Origin of the sequence: Exiguobacterium sp. s168, assembly GCF_018619035.1 — a bacterium.
In the GTDB taxonomy this organism is placed as follows: domain Bacteria; phylum Bacillota; class Bacilli; order Exiguobacteriales; family Exiguobacteriaceae; genus Exiguobacterium_A; species Exiguobacterium_A acetylicum.
This window is the reverse complement of the sequence record NZ_JACSNE010000008.1, coordinates 26,783-49,058: the sequence shown is the minus strand read 5'-3', so window position 1 is coordinate 49,058 and position 22,276 is coordinate 26,783. Positions and strand designations below refer to the sequence as shown.

The 22,276-nt window shown below is 45.3% G+C and carries 22 protein-coding genes and 1 other annotated feature; of the genes, 5 read left to right on the top strand and 17 right to left on the bottom strand.

All coding sequences use genetic code 11. The annotated features are described in order from the left end of the window. Positions 1 to 54 precede the first annotated feature (54 nt). The 3 genes from liaF to KNQ15_RS07020 are packed head-to-tail and all read left to right on the top strand — an operon-like array spanning position 55 to position 2,422. A complete protein-coding gene (gene liaF / locus KNQ15_RS07030) occupies positions 55 to 774 on the top strand; it encodes a cell wall-active antibiotics response protein LiaF (RefSeq protein ID WP_029340864.1) in 720 nt (239 codons plus the stop codon). After that, positions 771 to 1,796 carry a sensor histidine kinase gene (locus KNQ15_RS07025; protein WP_034785901.1) on the top strand — a complete coding sequence of 342 codons (1,026 nt, stop codon included), beginning with the start codon at positions 771 to 773 and terminating at the stop codon, positions 1,794 to 1,796. The genes liaF and KNQ15_RS07025 overlap by 4 nt, the downstream gene beginning before the upstream one ends. Next, complete coding sequence (locus KNQ15_RS07020) at positions 1,793 to 2,422, top strand: response regulator (protein ID WP_023467256.1); 630 nt, start codon at positions 1,793 to 1,795, stop codon at positions 2,420 to 2,422. Before KNQ15_RS07025 ends, KNQ15_RS07020 begins: the two co-directional genes overlap by 4 nt. Before the next feature lie 90 nt (positions 2,423 to 2,512). Here the strand turns inward: KNQ15_RS07020 and KNQ15_RS07015 are convergent, their stop codons facing one another. The 11 genes from KNQ15_RS07015 to KNQ15_RS06965 all read right to left on the bottom strand — a co-directional run bounded on the left by KNQ15_RS07015 (position 2,513) and on the right by KNQ15_RS06965 (position 13,429). Next, on the bottom strand, positions 2,513 to 4,204 hold the full coding sequence (locus tag KNQ15_RS07015; RefSeq protein WP_214728514.1) for a b(o/a)3-type cytochrome-c oxidase subunit 1: 1,692 nt from the start codon (positions 4,202 to 4,204) through the stop codon (positions 2,513 to 2,515). A gap of 1 nt (position 4,205) precedes the next feature. Further along, positions 4,206 to 4,676 carry a cytochrome c oxidase subunit II gene (locus KNQ15_RS07010; protein ID WP_050678241.1) on the bottom strand — a complete coding sequence of 157 codons (471 nt, stop codon included), beginning with the start codon at positions 4,674 to 4,676 and terminating at the stop codon, positions 4,206 to 4,208. A 12-nt stretch (positions 4,677 to 4,688) separates the two neighbouring features. After that, entirely contained in the window at positions 4,689 to 4,802 is a 114-nt protein-coding gene (locus KNQ15_RS07005) for a cytochrome C oxidase subunit II (RefSeq protein ID WP_214728512.1), read from the bottom strand. A gap of 231 nt (positions 4,803 to 5,033) precedes the next feature. Next, on the bottom strand, positions 5,034 to 5,747 hold the full coding sequence (locus KNQ15_RS07000; protein WP_251137623.1) for a Crp/Fnr family transcriptional regulator: 714 nt from the start codon (positions 5,745 to 5,747) through the stop codon (positions 5,034 to 5,036). 157 nt (positions 5,748 to 5,904) lie between these two features. After that, positions 5,905 to 7,059, bottom strand: coding sequence for a CDP-glycerol glycerophosphotransferase family protein (locus tag KNQ15_RS06995; protein WP_035412610.1), 1,155 nt, complete (start codon positions 7,057 to 7,059; stop codon positions 5,905 to 5,907). A gap of 52 nt (positions 7,060 to 7,111) precedes the next feature. Then, positions 7,112 to 7,501 (bottom strand): glycerol-3-phosphate cytidylyltransferase, encoded by a 390-nt coding sequence (gene tagD / locus KNQ15_RS06990; protein ID WP_035412608.1) that lies wholly within the window; start codon positions 7,499 to 7,501, stop codon positions 7,112 to 7,114. A gap of 16 nt (positions 7,502 to 7,517) precedes the next feature. Further along, positions 7,518 to 8,687 (bottom strand): CDP-glycerol glycerophosphotransferase family protein, encoded by a 1,170-nt coding sequence (locus KNQ15_RS06985; RefSeq protein WP_214728564.1) that lies wholly within the window; start codon positions 8,685 to 8,687, stop codon positions 7,518 to 7,520. Between the two features lie 62 nt (positions 8,688 to 8,749). Further along, a complete protein-coding gene (locus KNQ15_RS06980) occupies positions 8,750 to 10,132 on the bottom strand; it encodes an aldehyde dehydrogenase (protein WP_214728510.1) in 1,383 nt (460 codons plus the stop codon). Positions 10,133 to 10,232: 100 nt separating this feature from the next. Then, on the bottom strand, positions 10,233 to 10,940 hold the full coding sequence (deoD, locus tag KNQ15_RS06975) for a purine-nucleoside phosphorylase (protein WP_023467244.1): 708 nt from the start codon (positions 10,938 to 10,940) through the stop codon (positions 10,233 to 10,235). Positions 10,941 to 10,964: 24 nt separating this feature from the next. After that, on the bottom strand, positions 10,965 to 11,669 hold the full coding sequence (locus KNQ15_RS06970; protein WP_023467243.1) for a response regulator transcription factor: 705 nt from the start codon (positions 11,667 to 11,669) through the stop codon (positions 10,965 to 10,967). After that, entirely contained in the window at positions 11,666 to 13,429 is a 1,764-nt protein-coding gene (locus tag KNQ15_RS06965; protein ID WP_214728508.1) for a sensor histidine kinase, read from the bottom strand. Before KNQ15_RS06965 ends, KNQ15_RS06970 begins: the two co-directional genes overlap by 4 nt. A gap of 197 nt (positions 13,430 to 13,626) precedes the next feature. On the opposite strand from KNQ15_RS06965, the gene KNQ15_RS06960 reads away from it, so the two are divergent. Then, the gene (locus KNQ15_RS06960; RefSeq protein WP_214728506.1) at positions 13,627 to 14,919 is read left to right on the top strand and encodes an NCS2 family permease; all 1,293 of its coding nucleotides are present in this window, start codon (positions 13,627 to 13,629) and stop codon (positions 14,917 to 14,919) included. Between the two features lie 58 nt (positions 14,920 to 14,977). Here the strand turns inward: KNQ15_RS06960 and KNQ15_RS06955 are convergent, their stop codons facing one another. Next, complete coding sequence (locus tag KNQ15_RS06955) at positions 14,978 to 16,258, bottom strand: ABC transporter substrate-binding protein (protein WP_058703668.1); 1,281 nt, start codon at positions 16,256 to 16,258, stop codon at positions 14,978 to 14,980. A gap of 188 nt (positions 16,259 to 16,446) precedes the next feature. Here KNQ15_RS06955 and KNQ15_RS06950 point away from each other — a divergent pair, with 188 nt between their 5' ends. Continuing rightward, positions 16,447 to 17,907, top strand: a complete 1,461-nt coding sequence (locus KNQ15_RS06950; protein ID WP_023467237.1) for a potassium/proton antiporter — start codon at positions 16,447 to 16,449, stop codon at positions 17,905 to 17,907. Positions 17,908 to 17,966: 59 nt separating this feature from the next. Here KNQ15_RS06950 and KNQ15_RS06945 read toward each other — a convergent pair whose 3' ends face one another. From KNQ15_RS06945 to KNQ15_RS06925, 5 genes are all read right to left on the bottom strand, one after another. Beyond that, a complete protein-coding gene (locus tag KNQ15_RS06945; RefSeq protein WP_149426856.1) occupies positions 17,967 to 18,602 on the bottom strand; it encodes a DedA family protein in 636 nt (211 codons plus the stop codon). A 16-nt stretch (positions 18,603 to 18,618) separates the two neighbouring features. Continuing rightward, positions 18,619 to 18,840 (bottom strand): hypothetical protein, encoded by a 222-nt coding sequence (locus tag KNQ15_RS06940; protein WP_058703665.1) that lies wholly within the window; start codon positions 18,838 to 18,840, stop codon positions 18,619 to 18,621. Between the two features lie 168 nt (positions 18,841 to 19,008). Then, entirely contained in the window at positions 19,009 to 19,983 is a 975-nt protein-coding gene (asnA, locus tag KNQ15_RS06935; protein WP_029340849.1) for an aspartate--ammonia ligase, read from the bottom strand. 66 nt (positions 19,984 to 20,049) lie between these two features. Next, positions 20,050 to 20,297 (bottom strand) — a binding site (T-box leader). Positions 20,298 to 20,441: 144 nt separating this feature from the next. Beyond that, on the bottom strand, positions 20,442 to 21,329 hold the full coding sequence (locus KNQ15_RS06930; RefSeq protein WP_058703664.1) for a carbohydrate ABC transporter permease: 888 nt from the start codon (positions 21,327 to 21,329) through the stop codon (positions 20,442 to 20,444). Continuing rightward, on the bottom strand, positions 21,326 to 22,213 hold the full coding sequence (locus tag KNQ15_RS06925) for a carbohydrate ABC transporter permease (protein ID WP_023467232.1): 888 nt from the start codon (positions 22,211 to 22,213) through the stop codon (positions 21,326 to 21,328). Before KNQ15_RS06925 ends, KNQ15_RS06930 begins: the two co-directional genes overlap by 4 nt. Between the last annotated feature and the right edge of the window lie 63 nt (positions 22,214 to 22,276).

Here is a 22,276-nt window from a genome sequence, read left to right as displayed (position 1 = left end):
CAATGACGAAGGAGGCGTATGCCTCCCTTTGTCATGTTAGAAAGGAGATTGATCGTGCGACGATTAAGTACGAAACAACTGGTCGGTTACGTATCGATCCTGTTCGCCCTCGGTCTGTTCTATGACCTATTGTCCGGTGCAGGAAATGTATTGTTTGGTGTCTTATTTCCGTTCCTGCTGTACTATGTCGGGATTCATTTCCGACGACGCAATCATGAAAAATTAGCGATTCTCTTCTACATCGTCGGTACGATTATTCTTGCTGGCGTCGTCCTTAGTTCGGCTGCCATCGGTTTTGTCATTGCCGGAATTTTGCTCTATCTCGGGATTATTCTCGTAACACGGCATTCCGTCCGAGAATTTTTGTTTTCACGGATTGCCCCGCATCAATATGAAGAAGAAGGCATCAAGATTCAACCGGCTTACTCCTTCTCGACCCAAGCCGATGCACCATACGTCTTACAGGATTTGAGCGAACAGTTCATCGTCAAGGATTTAGAAATCGATTTGACACACGCTTACGTTCCGGAAGGTGAGACATTAATCGTCGTCAGTGGTGTCGTCGGGGACGTCCGGATTCTGTTACCGTCCGGCTATGACTATACGCTTGATACCTCAATCGGCTTTGGAAGCGTCAAAACGGACATCCGCCGGATTCCAACCTTCTTTAATCGACGTATTCAATTCCGAGCACCTGAATACGGTGAAGCGACACGGAAGGTTCGTATCCATGTCATGCTCGGTATTGGCAACGTGGAGGTGTCTTCGATATGAAGCGTGATCAATTCCCGCTTGGTGTCATTGCACTCCAAGTCATGACGGGCTTTTTGACAGCCGTCATGACGACGTTGTTATTCTTAAGTACGCGACAAGTCGATTGGCATGTCTTGTTCGTTCGCCAACAAGATTTCCCTGTCCTTCTACTCGTCATCGGACTCTCTTTATTGCTACCGCTTGCCATCGGTAGCATGCATTACTTTTTCTTGCGACGTGACTTCAAACGTGTCACGACTGCCATCATTGAACTGGAACAAGGAAAAGATGTGACAATCGTTCCCGGTCCCTACTTCCATACGTTGACACGCTTATCGCGGATCGGAAAACGTATCGACGAACAAGTCGAAACCGTCCAAAAGATCAGCACGCGTCCGCAACATGTTGAACAAGTAAGAGTTCAAGCCGTTACGGAAGAACGAAAGCGATTAGCACGTGATTTACATGACTCCGTTTCGCAACAGCTTTATGCCATTTCCATGATGACAACAGCAGCCAAACAGACGATTCTGTCTCAACCTGAAGCTGCCGCCAAACAAATCGAGATGGTCGAGACGATGGCACAAACGGCACAGTCCGAAATGCGCTCACTCTTACTTCAACTTCGCCCCGTCGAACTTGAAGGGATGACGTTACAACAAGGACTTTCTCAATTGCTCGAAGAATTATCCAGAAAGCAGTCCACACAATTAAGTTGGAAGTTAGAAGAGATGTCACTGCCACGACAAATTGAAAACGAGTTATTCCGGATCGTTCAAGAAGGATTGACGAATGCATTACGTCACGCGAAAGCGTCTCATATGGATATTGAACTTCGACAATTCAACGAAACGATCATTCTGAGCATGAATGATGATGGTGTCGGATTCGTCGTTGATGAAAAGAAACTTGCCTCTTATGGCATTAATTCGATGCGGGAACGGACGGCTGAGATGGGCGGAACGATTCGTCTCGTCAGTGTTCCAGGACAAGGAACCCAAATCGAAGTCAAACTTAGAAAAGATCGGATGGTGCAAGTATGATACGCGTATTATTAGTAGATGATCATGAGATGGTCCGGGCCGGTGTGTCTGCTTTCCTTTCCACACAACCAGACATCGAGGTCGTCGCCGAAGCGTCGGATGGTCAAGCAGGAGCCTTGCTTGCGCTTGAACATCGACCGGATGTCATTTTGATGGATTTAGTGATGGAGCCAGTTGATGGCGTCGAAGGAACACGACTGATTCGCAAAGACTGGCCGGAAGCAAAAATTCTCGTCGTGACGAGTTTTCTTGATGACGAGAAAGTCTATCCTGTCATTGAAGCGGGTGCGATGAGTTATGTTTTAAAGACCGCTAGCGCCTTTGATATTGCAGAAGCGATTCGCAAGACGGCAAACGGTCAATCGGTCATGGCAGCACAAGTGACCGGTAAAATGATGGAACGTCTTCGTCGTCCTACGACACACTTGCATGATGATTTGACGGAACGTGAGCAGGAAGTTCTTCAATTGATGGCTCGTGGTATGGCGAACCAAGAAATCGCAGACGAATTATTCATTTCCTTAAAAACCGTTAAGACACACGTCTCGAACATCTTATCGAAACTCGATGTCGTAGACCGTACACAAGCTGTCGTCTATGCCTTCAAGCATAATCTCGTCAAATAAGAATTAGCCCTTCATTACTTATTCCTTAAGCTCACGCAAAGAACCCCGAATCGTCTCCTATTTAGAGACGATTCGGGGTTTTTCACTGTCTTACCAGAGTCTCCATCCGGGAGCTCCTGGAGGGGCATTTTCAATCATATGCCAAATCGGTACCGTATAGGCAAACGCAATCAAAGCGAACGTCACGAAAATCCATAGCTTCCAATTTTCAAAGAAGAGTGGCGTTGCCATCGCCTCTTCTTCTGTTTCAGCAATCGGAAATTCTTCTTTTCCCTTCGGTGCCCGGAAAGCAAGTTGGAACATCGCATAGAGGAATAGCAGAATCGAGATGAATAAAATCGTTCCACCGATCGCCATTGCAACATGATACGGAATCCAGTCGGCGACGATTGAATCTTTGAAATAAGCGGCCGGACCGGTCCGTCTTGGATTACCGAGTAGACCTGAGATATGCATCGCCGTCGACATGAAGAGCATTCCGATCGTCCAGGCAGCCGTTTGAACAAGTCCGAGACGATTCATTGCCGGCGTCAACGTCCGACCACGTAAGAGTGGAACAAGCCAGTACGCTGTTCCGAAGAACGTTAGTGCGACAGCCGCACCGACCGTGATGTGAAAGTGTCCAGTGACCCATAATGTATTGTGAACGATGATATTTAGTTGATGGGACGCATTAATGACACCACCTGCACCTGCTGGAATGAAGAATAACATCCCGATGAACGGTGCAAGAAAACGAACATCACGATATGGCATTTTCTTCACCCAACCAAATATGCCAGTTGCTCCCTTACGGCGACCCGCTAGCTCGAATGTCGCAAACATCGAGAAGGCAGTCATCAATGATGGGATGATGACGAGGAATGTCAAAACGACTTGGACATACTTCCAAAATGCAGAAATCCCCGGCTCTAACAATTGATGGTGAAAACCAACTGGGAATGAAAAAAGTAAGAACAATAAAAATGACATTCGCGCTAACGCGTCAGAAAAAATCTTCCCACCAACGATTTTCGGAATGACCGTATACCAAACGATATAAGCAGGTAATAACCAAAAATAGACGAGTGGATGACCAAAGTACCAAAATAGCGTTCGGGATAGCTCGATCCCGACCTTATCTGTCCAACCAAGAGATAAAGGAAGGAGTTGAAAGAGAATCGTCGCTGCTACGCCGAGTGTCGCAACCACCCATAATAAGGCAGTCATAATACTCATGTATGCTTGAAGTGGTGGATGAACGCCAGGGTGTTCCCGTTTATAATCAGCATACATACGGAACATGGCACCAGAAGCAATCCACGTTCCGACGACGAAGATGACGAGTCCAATATAAAATACTGGATGTGCCTTGAGTGGTGCATAGAATGTATAGAGGACGGAAGCTTCTCCTGCAAGCACCATCCACGTGACGAGGACGACACCAAGAATCATGAACCAGAATCCGACCCATCCGAGACGTCGCGGAAACTCTTCGAATCGTCCGAACGATTGACCTAAAAATGAGAACAATAATCCGAAAATGAATAACGTCGTAAAGACGATTGCAAGCATTAACCCGTGGGCAGTGAGAAGCTCATAGTAGCCGACTCCAGCAATTTCTGGAATGACACCTGTCCGCACCATCGTTTGCAACAATCCACATAAACCACCAATCAATAAGGCGACAAGTGAAAAACTAACATGTGCGAAAGCGAGCTTCGCTTCCTTAATTCCGATGACGGTAGCAGGCAGACCACGCTCCATCTCGAACTGTCTTAATTTTTTTGAAATGGCATTCATCTTATTCCACCACCTTGATTTTCGTTGCCATCATATGATGGGCATTACCACAATATTCATTACATACGACGAGATATTCGCCTGCTTCCTTGAACGTATACTCAATCGAATTAATATGTCCGGGAACGACCATCATGTTGACGTTCGTCTTAACGATTTCAAATCCATGAACGACGTCCTTCGATGTCACGAGAAAATCGACTGTCGCCCCTTTAGGTATGACCATATCTTTTGGTGTAAACTGAAAAGCTTGTGAAACGATGACCGCTTCGTATCGGTCATCATCAATCTTTTTTAGTCCTGGTTTATCAAACGGTTTCGTCTGATCGACTTTCGTCGGATCAATCAATGTCGCATCGGATGGTGGTTGATTGCCCGATGCAAAAGCGGATACACCGATGATGGTCAAGAAGACCGCTAGCATCGCTACTCCGAAGATCAGCCAAATTTTTTCTAAACGATGAATGTGCATCGTGATTCCCCCTTAACGTGATATGAACAATAGAAAGATTGAACTCCACATCCCGATGATGACACCTGCTACGATCAGGACGGCAATAAATGTTCCTTTGAGGTTTGATTCTGATTTTTGGTCCATGGTGATTACTCCTCTCCTGCTTTGAACTTGTCTTTATTGTAAGAATTCAGCAAGTTCGGAAACTGTGATATATATCACTTCAAATGTGAAGAATCCGCACTTTTCTTTCTAAAAACACACAAAAAGTTCACATCTGAACAAGAGAAGGAGGCACGACTCATCTACAAAAAAACAATCCATACATGAGGCAGAAAATTCTGCTTCACGTTTGAATTGTTTGTACACTATCTATTAAATTCGACAAACACCTGCTGGGCATCCTTCACAATGACACAGATCACGCAGATATTGTGCATCATGAATGATGATTTCTTTTGGCGTCATCGAAATGACACCTTCTTTTTTCCACTGGGAGAACATCCGATTGACCGTTTCACGCGGTGCGCCAATCAATTGACCAAACTCCCCATCGGATGGACGTTTTGCAAGACGGTAGGTTTCTCCTACTTGTTCCCCTTCCATCGCGATGAGACGAAGTAACGTCGAAGCTAACGCACCCGGTTTTCCGAACAATAGCAAGTCGCGCAATTTAGTCTCCGTCTGTTTCCGCATCAATGCTTGCCACCGCATGATCTCAAGCGCAAAAGTACCATCCTTTCTCATGAGTTCCTCTAATTTTTCTTTTGAGAGGAAACCGATGATACTATCCTCCATCGTCTCGATACTGTATGAACTCGGAAAAGCTTCTCCTACATCAAATTCACCAAATAGATCCCCTTTGAAATATAAGAACATCAGTAATGGACTGCCTTTTTTCGTCAACTTCGATAGTTTGACGCCTCCTTGTTTCACATAAAACAACTTGTCGTTCATTTCCCCTTCCCAACAGACGATGGAATCCTTTTTGAACGTCGTTTCCGTCATGAAGCTCTCTAGTAACGTTCTTGTCTCAGGTGATAAGATGAATGTATTCGCTTCAGTCGTTCCACAAGTCAGCATATCCATTTCTCCTCTCCTTTTCTTCTGCTTTTAGTATAGAACATCACAGTTCAAAAGAATGGATTTTCAAAAGATTGTCAAACTTTGTTCAATTTTTCACATTATTTTTGAAAAAGTATCTGACGACCGCTTTCTAAAACTAAAGCAATCGTCAGATATAGTATTACATACCTGTTCCGTAATAATGATGAACGATTCGTTCAACTGCTTGACCTGGTGGGTGATCATACCAACTTGTTTGGAATTCTTGCATGTGCTGACGGCACTCTTCAAGTATCGCGTCAGACACGATCCACTCCATCAATTGCGCCATCTGCTCCGTCTGTCGCACCGGTAATGGTTTTGGATACTGATCGACAAGTCCTGGTAGTTGTCGATATGTATCGATGTCCGGTGTGTATAAGAACGTTGGAACCTCAAGAAGACAGCTTTCAAATGGAATCGACGAATAGTCGGTCACCAGAACATCCGTGATGAGCAAATAATCATTGATCTGATACGTGTCATCCACAAGATGTATATGGGCGGAACGATAGGTCGAAAGCGCTCGGATCGTCGGATGTAACTTAACAAGAATCGTCCAGCCTGTTTTAGCCAGTTGTTCAAATTGTTGAATCGTGTGATCTTCCGTTCCTTTATATTCGCGGTAAGTCGGGGCATACAATAGAATCCGGCGGTCGGGTTTTACATAACGTTCTTTTAAATCAAGCGCCCGATGTTCCCGCTGAACCTCATCATACCAATAATCCGTCCGTGGCATGCCGAACGGTTTAAAATGAGATCGTTTTAAATCATGCGGTGCCATGAATTGTGTCGCACAACGCATCCCCGGCACGATGAAATCACCATATTCCTGATAGACACGTCGGAACCGATTTCGTATCCGTTCCGATACGAACAGGCTTTTCGAAGAAGTTAGTCCAAACTGCTTTAACGTTCCGCCGGCATGCCATAGCTGGATACGTCGTGTTCCACGTCGCGTTTTAGCAACACTGAATTCCGCAACATAATTATCGACGAAAACCGTCCGGGAGGTCGCAAGTAAATATGCGAGTCTGACGAACCGTAATCGACGAAAGCGAAGCATTCGGTCTGACTTCCATAAATCCGGCTGCTTCATGAAATGGTGATCATATACCAGATACCGTTTCTCATTTGGCAATTCCTGCGCCAAGCGATCATTAACAGGTTTTGCGTTATCCCCGTATGTCATCCAAAATAAAGTGACGGGGCGAAGCGGTAACAACCGAAAGACACCATAACAAATACGAAACAACAATAAATAGACCCATACGATTCCTTCTCTAACCACTTTCATCCTGCCCTTCTACGAAGAAAGACCGCACGTCGTCGTGTGGTCTCCTCTTCAATCACTTCGAAGCTAATTCCGTTTTAATCTGACTCGTAGAAATACCCTCAGTTCGGCTAAGGTAAACGACTTCACAATGCTCTTTTAAGAAATCGAACTCGCCTTTCCAATCATCACCCATGACGAAGAGGTCGACGTTATGCTTCTTCACATCTTCTACTTTTTGATCCCAGCTGTTTTCCGGAATGACTTCATCCACATAACGGATGGCTTCAAGAATCATCTTTCGATTCTCGAAATTATGGTAGGACTGCTTATGTTTCAAACGATTGAATTCGTCCGTTGAAATCGCAACGATAAGATAGTCTCCCATCGCTTTTGCGCGTTTTAAGATGTTGATATGACCCCAGTGTAATAAATCAAATGTTCCGTACGTAATAACCTTCTTCATGATTCTGCTCTCCCTTTTATCCGTGAATTCTCTTTATGATCGTCTTCATCGCCCGTTCTGAAGCCTGTCCATCATCCCATTGACAATACGTCTCTTGGAACGCTCGAAATGCTGACGCATACCGTGTGTGCCAATCATCTAACTGGTTCAGCTCTTCAAACAGTGCTGTTTCAGTCGACAACAATGGTCCCGGTGCCTCCTGCTCAAAATCGAAGTAAAATCCACGCAACTGATCTCGATAATGTTCTAAATCATACGTATAGAATAAAATCGGACGAGATAAGTGCGCAAAATCAAACATGACAGAAGAATAATCCGTGATCAAGGCGTCCGACGCCAGATAGAGCTCCGCGATATCCGGGTAGTCCGATGTATTTCGAACGGATGGATAAGCAGTGACGTCGAGACGACTTCCGACTAAATAGTGCATTCGGACAAGCAGAACGTATTCATCCCCAAATCGCTTTTCAAATTCATTTAGCGAAAAAGGTAGCTCAAATGAATATTTCCCTTGACCTTCGAATGCATTATCTCGCCAAGTTGGTGCATACAACAAGACTTTTTTTGAATGATCAATATCATAGTGGCGATATACTGCTTCTTTGATTTTAGCATGCCGTGCCTCTTGATAAAATATATCATTTCGAGGGTATCCAATTTCTAGCATCTCACCTTCAAAAGCAAATGCTCGCCGAAAGATTGAACTAGAGTAGGCATTCGGGGAAATTAAGCCGGACCATTTTGCAGTCTCTTGCTTAAATCCTTGCTTGTACCGCTCCGTCGTCGTATTCGCCATTTGGACATCATCCATATCAAGCGCGAGCTTTTTGAGCGGTGTGCCGTGCCATGTCTGGAGATAATACGTTTTTTTCGGTTTGATCAACCAACCCGGTAACCGACTGTTTGATACCCAGACCCGTGACGTCGCGAGCAAATAAATCCAGCGAAACGTCAACCGATCTACCGTCTTGACGTCTCGTGGAAACGTAACACCTCGTTGTTTACTAAAAATCAACTCACATTCCGGATGCATCGTACGCATCAATTCGTAGATGGCACGCGGACTGTCACTATATTGCTTTCCGAGAAAACTCTCGAAAAGGACTCGATTTGATTTTTGTGGCAACCACGTAAAGACTTTCATGATGGTTCGCAGACTGCGTTCAATCAAGCCTGTTCGTTTCATCCACTGTTTTACTTGATCTTTCAAGTGAAGAGCTCCTTCTTAAGTCAATTAATCACAGCTCATCATAACAAAAAGCGCATCCATTTGGAATTGCTATTTGTTCGCATGTAGCGGAAAGGTAAATCGAACGCCGTCGTGTTTTTGACGATTCCTTTACGATGGCTGAACGTCTCGAAACTATACTTGCCATGATATCCACCCATGCCACTCGCCCCGACTCCACCAAATGGTAGATGATGCTGTGCGACGTGCATCAACGTGTCATTGACACATCCGCCACCGAATGAAATCCGTTCAAGGATACGATGTTCGACGGCTTTGTTCTCTGTGAACAGATAAAGCGCAAGCGGCTTATCACGATCGTTAACGAACGCGATGACCTCTTCGACTTCACGGTATGTCAATACCGGCAAGATCGGTCCAAAGATTTCGTCTTGCATCAATGGAGCATCCACCGCTACATTCGTCATGACAGTCGGCGCCATCTTACGCGTTTCCGGATCCACTTGTCCACCGAATTCGATCGTCCCTTGCGACAAGTAACTGCTGAGGCGATTCAGATGATCGTCCGATACGATTTTGACGTAGGATGAGACGCCGACGCCATTCCCGTACTGTTTAAAGGCTTCTTCTTCAATCAACTGCAAAAAACGTTCTTTAACGTCTTCATGGATCAATACGTAATCCGGGGCAATACATGTTTGTCCGGCATTCAGCCACTTTCCCCATGCGATCCGCTTCGCTGCTAGACGAAGATCCGCATCCTTGTGAACGATCGTCGGTGATTTCCCACCCAGTTCAAGTGTGACCGGTGTTAAATGCTTCGCCGCAGCCTGATGCACGATTTTTCCGACGCGTGTGGAACCCGTAAAGAAGATATAATCAAAACGCTCGTTTAGTAAAGCGCTACTGACTTCAGCATCTCCTTCTATGACGATTCCGAATCGTTCATGGAATGCCGTTTCAAAAACTTCTCGTAATACACGAGAGACGTTCGGTGTCAGCTCGGATGGTTTAAGGACGACCGTATTCCCCGCTGCAATCGCACCAATGACCGGAGCAAGTGCCAGCTGGAAAGGATAGTTCCATGGCGCGATGACAAGAACGTTGCCATAGGGTTCGTACTGGATTTCACTTTTTGAGCCGATATGCAGAAGCGGTGTTGCGACACGCTTTGGACGTGCCAGTCGACGGAGTTGTCGCTCCATCCGTTGAATCTCTCCATAAACGAAACCGATTTCCGTCGTAAAAGCATCATGCTGTCCTTTATTGAGATCTTGTTTTAATGCCTCATAGATCGCGGCTTCATGCGTTTCAATCGCTTGGCGTAAGAACGTCAGCATGCTTAAGCGAAAAGCTAGACTACGTGTTGCACCTGTTTGGAAAAAGTGACGCTGTGTCTCAAGGCGCTCTGAAAGCACTGTCTCTGTCATCGTTGTCTCCATCCGAGAATCTCCCCTTTAACTGATCTATAACACTGCCTTTATCTTACCATATCTCTTTTCGACTATGAAAAAAGACGGAGAGGCTTCTCCGTCTTACTTCTTATAATTGAATCGCTGTCTCAAGCGCGACTTTCATCATATCGTTGAATGTCGTCTGGCGCTCTTCCGATGTTGTTTCTTCACCTGTCAACAGATGATCTGAAATCGTCAGGATCGTCAGTGCGTTTACTTTATGTTTTGCTGCAAGTGTGTAAAGACCTGCCGCTTCCATCTCGATTGCGAGACATCCGAAATCCGCCCATTTTTTGAAGTGATGGAAATCATCTTGATAGAACTGATCCGTCGTGAAGATTTGACCAACTTTTGCATCGATACCTTGTTCTTTAGCTGCTGTATATGCTTTATGCAACAGATCAAAAGAAGCTGTCGGTGCGTAGTCTAGTCCATTAAAACGGACACGGTTCTGTGCCATGTCATGCGAAGCACTCATCGCGATGACGACGTCACGAACTTTAACGTCTGGCGTGATCCCACCGGCAGTTCCGACACGGATCAAGTTCTTCGCACCATATGACTGAACAAGTTCGTTCGCATAGATTGACATCGATGGTACACCCATACCTGTTCCTTGAACCGAGACTTTTTTCCCTTTATAAGTACCTGTGAAGCCATACATGCCTCGAACTTCGTTATAAAGGACGACGTCCTCTAAAAACGTCTCAGCGATGTATTTAGCACGTAACGGATCTCCTGGGAGTAAGACCGTTTCGGCGATTTGTCCTTCAGCTGCATTAATGTGTACACTCATGTACGATTCCTCCTCGATAGTCGTTTAAATCGACAACAATTCACGAAACTCATTCGGTGTCATACCGAATTGTTTTTTGAACACTTTCCGAAAATACTTATCGTCCTGATATCCGACTTCAAGTGCGATTTCGTAAATGCGCGCTTCCGTCTCACTCAATAATTCCTTCGCTCGATTCAAGCGAATCGTTTGAATATAATCAGATAAGTTAACGGAAAAACGCTGTTTGAAGCGTCGTGATATATACTCTCGGCTCAAGTAAAACCGTTCGCTCATGAATTGCAGTGTCAATTCTTCCGCATAATGCGTTTCGATGTATTTGGCGATTTGATCAATCGCTTCTCCTGATTCCACTACCGGATGGATACATTCCATCGCGCGGGACAAGGCATCATTGAGTACATCTGGATCAACCGGCTTCAATAAATAATCAAAGGATTGATGCAAAATGGCACGTCGCATATACGTATAATCATCATACCCTGTCAGCACGATCGTGACGACCTTTGGATGATGATTTTTTGTCCATTCTAGTAATGTTAATCCGTCGAGTCCAGGCATTTCGACATCTGTCAGCATTAAATCGATCGTTCCAGTATCCAGTAATCGTTTCGCTTCTTCCCCATGTTCCGCCTCGTAAATATGTGAGACCTGCCAACTGTCCCATTCTCCGAGCAATTTGACCGCTTCCCGTACATGTCGTTCATCGTCTACGATCAACACGTTCATGCCAAGTCCCCCTTCTCATATGGAATCCGAATCACGATTTTGAATCCTCCCTCTACCGCTGAAGAAGAGAGCGTCATATTGGCTTGCTCCCCGTAAAAAATCAAGAGTCGTTCATAAATATTATGGAGACCAATGCCGCTCGTCTCGAGATCTTCTGGGTTACGATGCATGCGCATTTTTCGATCAATCTCTTCAAGTCGTCCTGTTTCGAGGACGGCGCCGCTATTCTCGATGTGAATGATGAGACGTCCACCATCCGTCCGGACTTTGTAGGCGAGATAGTTTTCTGTCGCTGCTAATTGCTGTCGAAATCCGTGTTTGAAGTAATTTTCAGCGAACGGTTGCAAGATCATCTTCGGCACTTCAATGTCATTGAGATGCCACGGGATGTCAACGATATAACGGAACCGTTCCGGAAAACGTTGCTGTTGCAAACGAATATACGCTTGAAGATGATCGACTTCTTGTTTTAGGGTTACGATCGTCTGCTCATTATTCATCGAGTAGCGCATCATTTGTGATAATCCGGTGATCGAGCGGTACGCGATCTTCCGGTCTCCTTGTAGCGTCGTCGTTCCGATCGATTGTAAGGCATTGAATAAGAAGTGCGGATTGAGCTGAGATTGTAATGCACGTAGCTCATTCGTCCGGTTTTCAAGTGCCAGTCGATACTCCCGTTTGATTAAACGATCAATCCGTTGAATCATGCGTTGGAACTGACGGTTGAGTAATCCAATCTCGTCATTCGTCGTCGCAACGAATGGTGCTGATAAATCCCCTTGTTCGACTCGCCAGACGTTTGCTGTCAACTGTTTGATTGGTTTCGTGATCTGCATGGCAACGAGACTTGCGGCAATGATCATGACGAACAGTGAGACGAGACCGATCAAAACAAGAATCAATGCAGTTTCGTTCGCCCCTTGGATGACTGACGCATACGGAATCCGTTTGACGAGTATGAGTGGAACGCCATTCGTCATCGTCTTTGAGTAGACGATGAACGATTTTCCGACACGTAAACTCCCACTCTGCCCAGTGAATTGATCGACCGGTAGTTCCATCTCTGCTCCAGTCTGTGCCAATACACGCTGTTCTGTCATCAACCATAACGACTCTTCCGGATCATTCTCGAACAGTTTTAACTGTTGTTCGAATACACGGACTGGAATATCCACTGAAAGGAAGCCGAGTGGCTCATCTGTTTCGACACGATCGATGCGATAACGAAAACTAACGACTTGTTTCTCATCAAGAATCATCGTGTGCACATTGTATGGTTCAATCGTGTGCGCTCCGTCAATCAACCAGCCACTTTTTTCTTTCATCAATTGAAAATAATCCGTTTCTTGCATCCAATCAAACGTTCCCCGACTCGTCGTTTTCATGTTGTAGACCGAATACTCCGAATAACCATTTAATATGACGAAATGTAACTGCTCGATATCCTGACGTGATAAAAACAGACCTAACATCGCCCGCGAAACGACTCCATCAGATTCGTCTAATTCCTGATCTGCTCCGACGCGCATGATGTTCATCAACGAACGATTCGCATACAGACTTGTCGAGAGACGGCGGATATCCTCTATGTAATGGGTCACCTGTGTATTTCCTCGCGTCAACACGTTCAGGCTAGAACGTTCTGCCTGTTCAATGTTTTGGTGCCGTACATACAAGTAGGAGATCGATGTCGCGAGGGCTGTCGGAATCAAGATCGCTAGGACGACGAGACGAATCAAACGTGTCCGGATACTTTTCATGAAAGGCGCCCCCATCCTTTTTCTTGTAATCAATCGTATCATAACCTTGAATCCGCTTACATCATTTCCTGATATTCTCTTTCATGATTCCTATAAAAAATTCTTTTTTGTTTCGACTTGATTCCGAATGAATTTTACTATAATATCATCAATGTTCGTTTTTTAATCAATTTGTTATGAAGGTGGTCCTTTTACCCATGTTTAAACTTGCCGCACATCAAACAACCGTAAAACGTGAAATCCAAGCTGGATTCGTGACGTTCATTACGATGGCATATATTCTGCTCGTCAATCCGACGATTTTAGCAGATGCCGGTATCCCCCAAGCCCAAGCATTTTCTGCGACGATCATCGCGACATTGATCGGTACGCTCCTGATGGGGCTTTATGCGAATCTACCAATCGCAGTCGCACCCGGAATGGGACTCAATGCGTATTTTACTTATACACTTGTCGTTGGTGAAAAGATTCCATATCAGACAGCACTCTCAGTTGTCTTCGTTGCTGGTGTCATTTTCTTATTGTTATCACTATCACCAATCCGTACGAAGCTGATTGAAATCATTCCGATGACATTAAAGCTTGCGATCACAGGTGGAATCGGTCTTTTCATTGCTTCACTTGGTCTCAAGATGTCAGGAATTCTCGTCGCTAGTGAAGATACACTCGTCACGATTGGCGCATTGACGTCACCAGAAGCATTGATCACACTCATCGGACTATTAGTTGCAGCCATCTTGACGATCAAACGTGTACCAGGTGCTATTTTATATGCCATGATCCTCTCTGGATTGATTGCATTCCTGACAGGTGAATTGAAGTTTTCCAATTCCTTCGTTGCGTTACCGACGTTACCAGAAGGATTGATCATCACGAATCCGTTCAACGCCATTCAAGACGTGTTCCAATACGGTCTGTTCAGCGGTGTCCTCTCCTTCGTTCTCGTGACGATGTTTGATACGACAGGTACGATGGTCGCTGTCGGAGAACAGGCTGGATTGATTGAAGAAGATGGATCATTGAAAAACAGCGAACGTGCCCTATTATCTGATTCGACTGCGATGGTCACTGGTTCATTGTTCGGAACAAGTCCCACAACCGCTTACGTAGAATCTGCAGCGGGTGTTGCTGCTGGTGGACGGACTGGACTCACATCCGTGACGGTCGGGATTCTATTCGCATTATCTGCCGTCTTTGGACCGTTCGTTCAATCGATTTCGAGCGTCCCTGCGATTACTGCGCCAGCATTGATTTTAGTCGGTGCCTTCATGATTCAAAACATCAAACAGATTCCATGGGATGATTTCAGCGAAGCTTTCACGGCTTTCCTCGTCATCTTGATCATGCCATTATCCGGTAGCATCGCAACCGGTATCGCATTCGGTTTCATCGTCTATCCAATCATGAAAGCTATCCAAAAAGAGCGTGTCCATCCACTCATCTATGTGTTCGCGCTTCTCTTCTTCATCCAATTATTCTTCTTATCATAAAAAAACATGCCTGTTCCGTCAGTTAATCGGAACAGGCATGTTTTTTTTGAATCACTTCTTATTTTTTCATTTTATCCCATGTTTTCGTGAAGTCCTGCAGCATCTCGTCAGCTGTTTTTTGCTTACCAACATATGCTTGCATGATCGCTCCGAACTCGTTTACAGCACCATCCGGATACTTGAACCAGTTCCATGAGATCGTTTTTCCGTCTTTCGAGTACGCTTGAATATCATCTGCAAGCGGTCCTAGATCCTTCGCTTCGATTGATTTGAAGGCAGGGATGAATTTAAATTTATTGACCATGTAGTCTTTTCCTGTGTCAGACGTCGCCATCCACTCGAGGAATTTTTTCGCTTCTGCTTTGTTCTTCGAGTTCTTATTGACGACCCAGTTGTTTGGTACGCCAACAGGAAGACGGTCCATTTTTTCTTTATCATCATTGATCGGCATCGGGATGAAGCCCATGTTGATGTCCGGATTGACGTCCGTAATCAATTGTTGTGCCCAGTTCCCTTGTTGAAGCATCGCTGTCTTACCTTCAGCAAATTGAGAGACTTGTGTGTTGTAATCCGTCGTTAACGGATTTTTATTACCGTACTCAATCGTTAAATCAAATAGATTCATGAAATCCTTGAACTGTTTGTTATCTTCGAACTTTCCTTTTCCAGAATTCAAGTCTGCGATGAACTGATCTGGATCATCCTGCTGTGCGACCGGAATGTTCAACAGGTGATTACCGAGAATCCACCACTCCCCGTACCCAATCGAGAATGGCGTCACTCCGTCAGCCTTCAGCTTCTTTGAAGCTTCCGTCAATTCAGTTAATGTTTTCGGAAGTTCCGTGATACCGGCTTTTTTGAAGATATCTTTATTGTAGATAAAGCCATACCCCTCAAGGTTCATTGGCATACCATACAATTTACCATCAATCGTCATAGGCTCTTTTGATAGCTCCGTTAGATCACCGACCCACTTTTCATCTGACAAATCTTCTAACTTATCCTGCCATGTCTTTGCTTCCGTAAAGCCACCGTTGTTAAAGACATCTGGTTCATTACCTGAAGCGAACTGTGATTTCAGAGCCGCGCCATAGTCCGATCCACCACCGACTGTTTGCACAACGACTTTCGTTCCGGTTTCCTTTTCATACGCTTTTGCCATCTTTTCCATGTCTTTTGCGATTTCAGCCTTGAATTGGAATACGTTGAGCGTCTTACCGTCTTTTGAACCACTATCTTTCGAGTCATCGCTATTCAATGTACCGCCACCACATGCTGCCAAAGCGACGACCATCGCCGTCGTGACGACAGGTAATGCTGCCCATCTTCTTTTACGCATTCGGATTCCCTCCCTGATTTCGTTTCATTTCGTGCTACATCTTCACAATAAATGAAAACGCTTGCAATGAAGAGAGAGAAAGTTGTCCGGTGTGGTGGAAAATATTGAACAATCGTTATCCGAGTCTTTTCATCGGAATTGTTGTATCATGAAACTAGAGATTCTTTTAGGAATAGGAGTTTGATGCCATGTCCTTGCAACTCACGATTTTATTGATTGGTATATTGCTGTTTGCCGCCGTCTGGACGACGAAGTTATCAAGTCGTCTGAATATTCCTGCTCTACTGATTTTTATCGCCCTTGGTATGATTGCTGGAAGCGACATTACGGGGTTCATTCGTTTTGACGATGCAGAACTGGCTCAGCTTCTTGGAACCGTCGCCCTCATCATCATCTTATTCGAGGGTGGTCTGCAAACAGTTTGGAAGGAAGTGCGTCATGAATTAGCCCCTTCCCTCTCGCTTGCGACGTTCGGGGTCTTCATCGCTACATCCATCGTTGCCGTTGCTTCCCATTATATTCTGGGCTTTAGTTGGGCGAATGCTTTTTTACTCGGGGCAATCGTTGGTTCGACGGATGCCGCTGCTATCTTTTCTGTCTTGAGTGGTCAGCCGATTCGACGGAAAGTCGGATCAACACTCGAAGTTGAATCCGGTACGAATGACCCGATGGCCGTCTTTTTGACTGTCTTGTTCCTTGAGTTCGTGACAAACCCTGAAGAAGCATCGCTCTTATCGGGACTTGGATCACTCGTTTGGGAAATGGCGATGGGACTTCTGATTGGTTTGTTCATCGGATGGGCAGCTTCGACCTTGATCAATCGGATCGATTTGTCCTCTTCTAGCTTTTATCCGATCATGCTCATGTCGTTTGCTTTCCTGTCTTTCGGTTTAGCTGATACGTTCCATGCCAGTGGATTTTTAGCCGTTTATGTCACAGCGATCTACATCAGTAATCATGAACTCGTCTACCGACAGACACTCGTTCGTTTTACGATGAGTATGGCGCATCTTGCCCAAATCGGAATGTTCATCGTGCTCGGTCTGCTCGTCTTTCCGAAACAATTGCTCGATGTCCAGGTCATCCTGTCTTCCATTGCGTTGGCGCTGATCTTAATTTTCATCGCTCGTCCTTTGTCAGTCTGGGTGAGTCTTCTTCCGTTTCGTTATTCGTGGCAAGAGAAGGTCTTCATTTCTTTTGCTGGTCTAAAAGGAGCGGTACCGATCATTCTCGCGACATATCCTCTCGTTGCGGATATCGAGAATGCATCGATGATCTTCAATATCGTGTTTTTCACAGTCTTATTATCAACGCTAATTCAAGGAAGTATGTTGACGTTCCTTTCCGAGCGGTTACGACTGAACGAAACACAGACTTCTGCTATCCATACCGTCATTGAATTCATGTCAATCGGTAAACCGAATGCGGAAATCATTGAATTGACGTTACCGATGTCCCATCCATTCATTGGAACGACGATCTCAGAGATTGATTTGCCTCAGGAATTTTTGATCACAGCCATCATCCGTGATGATCAAATCATTACACCACGTGGGGACACTGCCCTAGAAGGCAATGATCAGTTACTACTCCTTACCCCAAAACATCGGATCAAGACACTGAAGCGATTCCTGTTTCCTCCCGCTTGATCTGTTCATGAAACAACGCAGTGGATCCTGAAGATCCACTGCGTTGTTTTTTTACATATTCATGAATCTTGTTGTTTCGTTTGTGTGTCTTGCTTCTGTTCTTTACGCTTCGCTTTAGCACGACGGTAGAGAACGTATCCACCAAGAATCACGACGATTCCACCTAAGATCCACCATAACTCCTGCTCTAATCCTTTTAGCATGGATTCGGCACGTTCTACTCCGAATCGTTCACCGACCCAGATGTAAAAGAAGGAAACCGGAAAAAGTCCAATACTTGAAGCGAGTAAATAGCGTTTGAACGAAAGACCAAACAAACCACATGGAATCGAGACGACCGAGCGCACGACGGGGAAAAAGCGGCCGAACAAAGCAGACCATGTTCCGTATTTCCCGACGATGCGCTCCCCTTGCTCAATTTCTTTTTCTTTAATCAGTAACCATTTGCCGTACCGGATAAGTATCGGACGACCTGCATAACGACCTAGAAGATAAAAGACCGTCGCGCCCATCAGACTTCCTAAAAAACCGACCAGAACAGCAGCTGTCCAGCTGACCGTTCCGTTCGACACATATAGACCGAGCAACGGTAAGCCCACTTCTGCCGGAATCAATTCTGTTCCAAGACCAACGATCATAATTCCTAAAAACAGCCAGAGATTGGATTCTCCGGCTGAAAACAACCATTCCAACATACGAGTAACCCTCCGTTCATCCTCTCGCTGGACGGAGGAGATAATAAATGATGACGACTAACGTCGTCCAGACGCCTGTGAAGATTCCGATAATCCCGACAATGAAGAAACCGAGTGCAACGATTGAGCCTGTCTGTTTATAATCTCGCCACATCGTCCGTAATCCTTTAATGTTGAACCAAAGGAATACGAGGAATAATACAGGGATGAGTAATCCTACGATCAATAAAGAAGACATGTCTTCACCTCTTTCTTATTTATTGTTATCCCCATTCTATCAGGAATCGACACGTCTTTCCTCCGCCTGAGGTCTTACGAACCTAAAAAAAAGAACACGCTTCTGAATCGAAGCATGCCCTTTACTTTATAAAACATCCTGTTTTGACGCTTTCTTACTATATATATGTCAGAGCAAGTGGACGCCTTCCGCTTGAAGACTTTTACGCGTCTCTTCTGACCAGACAGAAGCTTGGACTTCACCGATGTGACGTTTTTTCAATAAGAACATCGCCATACGGGATTGACCGATCCCTCCACCCATCGTTAACGGTAGACGCTCTTCGAGCACACCTTGATGGAACGGGAACGCCAATTTATCCTCTTCTTGAGCAATCGCCGTCTGTTTTAAAAGTGCTTCACGATCAACGCGAATTCCCATTGAAGACAATTCGAATGCTCCGATTTCTGGGTGGTGTACTAAAATGTCACCGTTGAGTGTCCAGTCATCGTAGTCAGCCGCTCGACCATCGTGCTTCTCGCCTGAAGCCAGTGCGCCACCGATTTGCATGAGGAAAACGGCGCCATATGCTTTCGTGACTTCCGTTTCACGTTCTTTCGTTGAAAGAGTCGGATACGCATCCTCTAGCTCTTGTGTCGTCATGAAATGAATCGTTTCCGGTAAGATTGCCGAAATACCATACTCCGCTTCCACTTCTTGTTCGACTTGGCGAATCGTTGCATAGATCGCTTGTACCGTTTCTTGTAAATAAGCACTCGTCCGTTGTTCTTTCGTAATGATCCGTTCCCAATCCCACTGATCGACGTGAATGGAGTGTGTCGCATCCAGCATCTCATCGCGACGAATCGCATGCATCAACGTGTATAATCCTTCTCCCGCTTCAAATCCGTACGTATGAAGCGCTTGACGCTTCCATTTCGCAAGAGATTGTACGATTTCAAGATCTGCTGTGTGATCCAAGGCATCGAAGCGAATGATCCGCTCTACGCCGTTGAGATGATCGTTGACACCGAGTGTGCTTTCTACGAACAATGGTGCTTCGACACGTGTCAATCCGAGTGTCGTCGAAAAGCGTTCTTCAAAGCGTTTCTTTACGAGTGTGATAGCTTCCTGTGTGTGTTTCATCGATACGAGTGTTGTCATGGTGGTGTTCCTCCTCAATTGTGTTTTGAAAAAGAAGCCATAAAAAAGAGCCCTTCTTTCCCAAGAATATGGGACGAAAGACTCGGTTCCGCGGTACCACCCATGTTAGCAACGATGTTGCTCACTCAAAAGACGAATCACTTCATCTTCGGCCATATGATAACGGACAGGCAACTCCGGCTACGCCTACTTACATTCGGGTTCGGGTAGCGACTCCGGGAGGTTCTTCGCATCTTGCTTCCGACTGGGCTCTCACCATCCCCAGCTCGCTATACGGTCGTACAAGGTGTTACTCTTCCCTTCAACGTCGTTGTTACAATTGAATTGAGAACATCGTACAACAGGTCGCAAGTGTTTGAAAAGACTTTTTTTCAAAAAAAATAAAAGTTGTCAGATTAATCTGACGTGTAAAACATGAAAAAAGCGTTCTCGCAGAAGCAAGAACGCGCTTACAAAAATTATTTGATCGACCCACTCGTAATTCCTTGAATGATCTGTTTTTGCAAGGCAAAGAAGAACAACAATAACGGAATGATCCCGAGGACGAGTCCGGCAAGTGCTAAGTCCCACTGCTTCGTATACTGACCGAAGAAATAGAACGTCGCGAGTGGAATCGTTCGTAAATCGACGTCTCGTAACATCAGCGATGGCAGTAGGAAATCATTCCAAATCCAAAGCGTGTTCAAGATGATGATCGTGACCGTGATCGGTTTGAGTAATGGGAACACGATACGCCAGAATACACCCCATTGTGAACAACCATCAATGATGGCTGCCTCCTCGATTTCTTCAGGAATCGACTTCATGAATCCATGGTATAAGAAGATTGATAATCCAGATCCAAAACCAAGATACATCAGAATCAATCCCCAATAACTGTTCTGCAATCCGAGATCACCAGACAGTTTCGATAAGGGAATCATGATCGACTGGAATGGAATGATCATCGCGGCAACGAATAAGAAAAAGATGATCGTCGACAAGCGTGTTTTCGTCCGGACGAGTTTCCAAGCTGCCATCGAACAAAAGATGATGATGACCGCGTTAGCGCCGACTGTAATGATGACGGAGTTTAAAAAGACTTTTCCGAAGTTCATGGCTTCCCATGCTTCTGAATAGTTGGACGTCATCCATTCCTTTGGTAGGCCAGATGTATTCGTAAAGATATCTCCCTGCGTCTTGAATGAATTCGAGACGACGTAATAAAACGGAATCATATACAGAAGCCCCATCAATAAGGCTGCCAGTTCGACTGTTCCAAGACGGAATGAATAACGACCTCTCGTCTTTTTAGAGCGCTTCGGTTTCTCCTCTTGCGGAGTGGGTAACGGTTGTGCCGTACTCATGCTTCCACCTCCCGTTTTTTCGTCAGATAGACTTGAGTGACTGTAATCGCGGCGACAACAACGAAGAAGATGATCGCTTTCGCTGACCCGAGTCCAAGATTATTGTTCGTAAACGATTCTTTATAAATGTTTAAAGCAAGCATTTCGGTCGATTTGAATGGTCCACCATTCGTTAGGGATAAGTTCGTATCGAATAACTTGAAGGACCATGAAATCGTCAAGAACAAACAGATCGTGACCGACGGCATGATCAGTGGCAACGTAATGTTCCGTAACGTCGAGAGACGATTGGCACCATCGATTTTTGCTGCTTCAATCAGCTCTTGTGGCACGTTTTGTAGAGCTGCGATATAGATGACCATGATGTAACCGCCACCTTGCCAAATCGAAACGATGACGATACCCCAGAATCCTGTCCGGGCATCTCCTAACCATGGAAGTTCAAATATACTCCACCCTGTCAATTCACCAATCGATGCGAAGCCTTTGACATAGATGAACTGCCAAACAAACCCGAGGATCAACCCACCAATCAAGTTCGGCATGAAGAAAATCGTTCGTAAGAAATTACGTGTGCGAATATTTTGTGTTAATAAGAACGCCAAGATGAAACCGACGACATTCGTTAAGATGACGGCGACGACCGTATATTTCGTCGTCAACCAAAATGACTGCTGGAACTGCTCGTCACTCGTAAAGAGACGGACATAGTTATCAAAGCCGATCCAATTTAATTCTCCGGTCACACCGTTCCAATCTGTGAACGAATACATGACGCCATTGAAAAACGGTACAAGCACGATCACTGCGAATACAAGAAAGACCGGTCCGACGAAGAGCCAAAAATCAAGACCGCGTTTCCACTTCTTTTGTCCAGATGTCATTGTTTCATCCCTCCTCCACTCTACAGTACGTCTTTCTCTAACACTTGAACACGTCGCCATTTG